This is a genomic window from Leisingera sp. G5_S3_59_S7 (assembly GCF_054968485.1).
Genome location: NZ_JBQKUH010000110.1, coordinates 1 through 4,639, shown reverse-complemented (window position 1 = coordinate 4,639; position 4,639 = coordinate 1). Strand labels below are relative to the sequence as shown.

General features: G+C 56.8%; 4 protein-coding genes and 1 pseudogene. 1 reads left to right on the top strand and 4 read right to left on the bottom strand.

The annotated features are described in order from the left end of the window. Positions 1–519: DDE-type integrase/transposase/recombinase (locus tag ACTRWG_RS22680; protein ID WP_462829979.1), on the top strand; the 519-nt coding region annotated here is incomplete at its 5' end. A gap of 168 nt (positions 520–687) precedes the next feature. Here ACTRWG_RS22680 and ACTRWG_RS22675 read toward each other — a convergent pair. The 4 genes and pseudogenes from ACTRWG_RS22675 to ACTRWG_RS22660 all read right to left on the bottom strand — a co-directional run. After that, positions 688–1,219, bottom strand: a pseudogene (locus ACTRWG_RS22675) (IS5 family transposase); the annotation flags it as partial. Between the two features lie 207 nt (positions 1,220–1,426). Further along, positions 1,427–1,786: a cupin domain-containing protein gene (locus ACTRWG_RS22670; RefSeq protein WP_027233601.1), complete on the bottom strand. Its 360-nt coding sequence runs from the start codon at positions 1,784–1,786 to the stop codon at positions 1,427–1,429. Between the two features lie 35 nt (positions 1,787–1,821). Continuing rightward, a complete protein-coding gene (locus ACTRWG_RS22665) occupies positions 1,822–3,240 on the bottom strand; it encodes an NAD(P)/FAD-dependent oxidoreductase (protein WP_209320169.1) in 1,419 nt (472 codons plus the stop codon). Beyond that, on the bottom strand, positions 3,210–4,639 hold a 1,430-nt coding region (locus ACTRWG_RS22660; protein ID WP_462829978.1), incomplete at its 5' end, for an aldehyde dehydrogenase family protein. The genes ACTRWG_RS22660 and ACTRWG_RS22665, both read right to left, overlap by 31 nt.

The window sequence follows — 4,639 nt, the reverse complement described above, 5'->3', positions numbered from 1 at the left end:
TTTTGCACGCCGATTCACAGCCTTTTGTGTCATGAAGAGATCAATCTCGAAGAATGCTGTATGAAAAAATTCCTGCTGGATCTGTCTAAGAATTCAGGAGCCGCGGTGAAACTCGCTAAATCTGCCTCATCAAAAATGGGGCTGGACAGAACGCCAAGGTGGGACGGCAGTTTTTTAATAAGATTGATCGGCCGGTTTGGCGAGCCCCGCGTCGTGATCACGGGTAAATTGCGCAGCTATTTCAGTCGGGTCTACGATCTTGCACCGGGAGCGGATCATCGCGCGTGCAAGGGCTTGAATGACCGGATTGAAGGATCCCACAGGCCAGCCCGAAAACGCGAGAAACTGGTGGGGCGGTTCAAATCGCCCAGGCAAGCTCAGAGGTTTCTGGCTGCCCACGACCAGATCAACACCGTCTTTCGTCCCCTTCGCTATCAACTTTCCGTCGTCTCGTACCGCTATGCCAGGGCCGATGCTTTCGACCTCTGGAAAGGCTATACTACCGAAATGAGCGCCTGACAGGCCGAGGTATTGACCTTCTCAATCACCACCAAACAACTTGGCAATCCCATGCCGAGGGCTTCGTCTCCGGCTTCATCGGTCTGCATCTGGTGAAGTGTTATGATCCGGGCGGCCGGACCTAGGGGCGCACTCCACGTTTTGGGGAAATTTGAGATGCCATTGACACTCGACTGCGCGAACCTCCAGTGTTTCCTCGTCGATCCCAAGATGGATCTTGCGCCAGACGCGCCGTTTGGGTCCACCATGCTTGCGGGCGTGCCACTCGCCTTCGCCCTCGACCTTGATACCCGTGCTGTCCGCTGCCCGGCAGTGCATCACGCAGTGATGTCACGAGAGGGGATCAGCAGGTGCAGCGGCCCCTTGGAGCCGCGATACGGAATGTGCACGGCCAGGGTCTTCTGGCGCCGGGACAGGGTGCTGAAGTCGGGCACCGTCCAGTCGAGGCCAACTAGCCGCAGCAGGCTCTCGACGAACCCGGTCGTCTGCCGGAGCGCCATGCCGAACAATACCTCATGGAAAGGCAGGTCTGGATGGCGGCATCGCTGTAGGTCTGCTGCCGGCCACGTCTGCCAGTCGGTGCGGCCTCCCAGCTCATATCGGGGTCGAACCAGATCGTCAGCGAGCCCCGGCGCTTGAGCGCTTCATTGTAGGTTGGCCAGTTCCTGGTCTTGTAGGACGGGGGTGTAGGTCTGCTCATACATCTCAGCTACCACGCTGGATTCATGAGATGAATCCCACACGGGATTTGCGCAACAGGGCCATCCACGGCAGATAACTTGGCAATGCCTTTCAGACAGCTGACGCCAAGCCCTCATTCTGGGAGCTCTCCTCCGGGCTCCAAGAGAGTAAGCCGGATTGGGCCCGCACCCTGCATTCTGGTGAGTACATGCATGCCACTGTCTTTCTAAGTCAATATGAAGAACACTTTGCGGACTTGGGTCAGGTTTTCCCACGTCCCACGAAATCCTGCGGCAACAACAAAGCTGTCACCTACTGAAAACATCTCAGAGACGCCATCGGCATCTGTCAGCCGCACTGTGCCTTCAAGAATGTGGCAAAGCTCATCGAAGTCGTAATTGCAGCGTTCCAGATGAGGCCCGGCTTCCCAGATGCCCGATACCGCGCCTTTCGCTTCATTGGTAAAGTGACGCCAACTGCGAAAGGAATATGGGGTGTCTACGAGTGCAAGATCGTCAATGACCGCATCGGTTGCATCGGTCAGCGTATCCCGGAAGGCTATGATTTTCTGAGGGCTTGTGTGCATGACAGAGTGTCCATTCAAAAGTAATATTTGAGTGCTCAGGATCCAAATCCGATTCCAATCCGGTCCATTGCTCTGAGCAGGAGGGAGCGCTTGCCGATCCGGTCCTCTTTCGCGAGATCTGCCTGCGCCCAGCGGATTGCCAATTTCCGAAAGGGTTCCGGCGGAAACGGCACGGGCCGACTGCGCGTCATGCGCAGGGTAGTGCGTTCGGTTCGCACGCCGTACAGCAGGTCAAGCATCGAAAGCGCGGCAAATCGAGTGGCGGTCACGCCCTGACCTGTAAAGCCCGCCGCATAGGCCACACGTCCCCCCATCGCGGTGCCCACAAAATGTGTTAGGCGTGCAGAGGTGTCGATAATCCCGCCCCAGGCATGGCTGAACTTTACATCGGCAAGCTGCGGGAATGTTAAGAGTAGGTTTTGTTCCAAGCGCGCATAGGTTTCGTTCCGGTTTAGCAACCTGTCATCCCGGTTGCTGCCGGAATAATAGACCGCATCATAGCCGCCCCAGAGAAGCCGGTTGTCTGCGGTTTTGCGGGAGTAGTGGAACTGGTTGCCACTGTCGGCAACGCCATAGCGTTCTTGCCAACCGATGGCGGCAAGCTGTTCATCTGACAGAGGTTCCGTCATGATGGTGTAATCAAAAATGGGAACGATCCTGTAGCGCAGCCGACGCAACAAAGGCAGATCGGCATTGGTTGCCAATATCACCTTGTGTGCAAGAACATGGCCATGTTCTGTCGAGAGCCGGACAAGGTCAGCGGATCGCCTGACCTGACCTACCCGGGAGTCTTCAAAAATCTGAATGTTCCGCTCAAGGCAACACTTTGCCAGTCCCGAGATAAGTTTGGCCGGGTTTACGTAGGCATAGTTCGGCTCGAACAGACCGGCGGAATAACGGGAGGTTCCAAGCCATTCACCCAATTCGGTGTTGCCAAGTAAGGTGCATTCAATGCCGTACTTTTTGTACCCATCAGCCATGCCAGAGAGGCCCTCGACCTCCCACGGCGTGCGGGCGATGTTGAGTTTACCAGTACGCTCGAATTCGGCGTCGATCCGGTAGGCGGCGATATCTTCCTCCATCTGGTCGAGGTTCTCCTGGCCAAGTCGGATCAACTTGTCCGCTTCGCGCGGCCAGCGCATGGCAGCATTCATGACACCGTGCGAAATTGACGGGGCAGCGAAGCCGCCGGTACGCCCGCTCGCGGCCTGTGCCAGCTTGCGTGCTTCAAGCACGACGATGCGGGCGTCAGGATGCCGCTCCCTTGCCTTGAGGGCGGCCCAGAGGCCTGTGAAACCCGCGCCGACAATCCCGATATCACAATGCAATTCGCCATTCTGCGGCGTGTTTGTGTTTGGCGCGGCGATGGTACCCAGCCAGTAGGGTGCAAAGGTTGTTTGATCAAACCGGGCTGAAAGTTCCGTCATTTCGATGGCCCGGGCGCTTGATACCATCCCCAGTCTTCCGTGTGATCAAAGCGGGTAACCTGCTTGGTTTCGAGGTAGGCCTCATACCCTGCGCGGCCAAGTTCCCGACCAATACCGGAGGATTTGTACCCGCCCCACGGTGCCTGGGTGAACGTTGGCTGAGAGCAATTGATCCATACGACCCCCGCGCGCAGCTTTGCGGCAACACGGTCACACCTGTCGAGGTCATCCGACATCACTGCAGCGGCCAGCCCAAAGGGACTGTCGTTGGCCATTTCGATTGCTTCGGCTTCGGTCTCAAAGGAGTTAAGACAGACCACTGGCCCGAAAATTTCTTCTGTCCAGATTTCGGCATCGCGCGGCACGTCAGAAAAGATGCTTGGCGCAATGAAAAACCCGCTGTCGAACCCCGTTGGTCGACCGCCACCGGTCACAAGGCTTGCACCGGAATTTTTTGCGCGTTCCAGGATGCCCATGATCTTGTCGTATTGAACCTTTGCGACGATAGGGCCGAGCTTGACACCTTCCTGATCGCCGACACCGATGCTGATCCGTTCGGTTTCTTTTTTCAGACGGGCAATCAGTTTCTGGTAGATTCTGTGATGCACCAACACTCTTGAGGTGGCTGAGCATACCTCACCCTTGTTCCAAAAAATACCGAACATGATCCATTCGACAGCCTTGTCGATCTGGCAGTCGTCGAAGACGATAAAGGGTGATTTCCCCCCAAGTTCGAGCGAGACTGTGCGTATCCCCGCAGAGGCCGCCTGCATGACCTTGCCCCCGGTTGCCACTGAACCGGTGAAGGCGATCTTGTCGACAAGCCTGTGGGCAGTCAGTGCCGCCCCCGCGGTGGGGCCTAGACCTGTGACCAGATTGAACACCCCTTTGGGGAGACCGGCAGTGTCGACGATCCTGGCCAGTTCATAGCATGTCATCGAACACAGTTCCGACGGTTTCAGTACAATTGTGCATCCGGCAGCTAGTGCCGGGGCTAGTTTCCAGACAGCCATCAGCATCGGGAAGTTCCAGGGTGTGATCGCTGCAACAACGCCGACTGGCTCTTGCCAAATTCTGCTATCAAAGCGTATGTCGCCAACATCAATAGCCTGACTGTCTGCCTTGGCGTCCCCCTCGATCATCTTGGCATAAAATTCGAAACAGTAAGCGGCATCCTCAATGTCCCACTGCGCTTCCGGCAAGGGTTTGCCGTTGTCACGGGTTTCCAGCCGCGAAAGTAATTCAAGATTGTCAGTGATCCCTTTTGCAATCCGGCGTAGAATGGACGCCCGCTCCAGGGCGGGCAGGTTGGACCAGATACCGCTGTCAAAGGCGCGCCGAGCGGCCAGGACGGCGCGGTCAACATCCGATGCCCCGCCCGAAGCGACTTCGGAAAACACGTTCTCTGTGGCCGGATCGATCGTTT

What these genes read in the sequence shown, in the direction of transcription:
- ACTRWG_RS22670 (WP_027233601.1), bottom strand. Translation starts at nt 1,786, where the DNA reads ATGCACACAAGCCCTCAGAAAATCATAGCCTTCCGGGATACGCTGACC.
- ACTRWG_RS22665 (WP_209320169.1), bottom strand. Translation starts at nt 3,240, where the DNA reads ATGGTATCAAGCGCCCGGGCCATCGAAATGACGGAACTTTCAGCCCGG.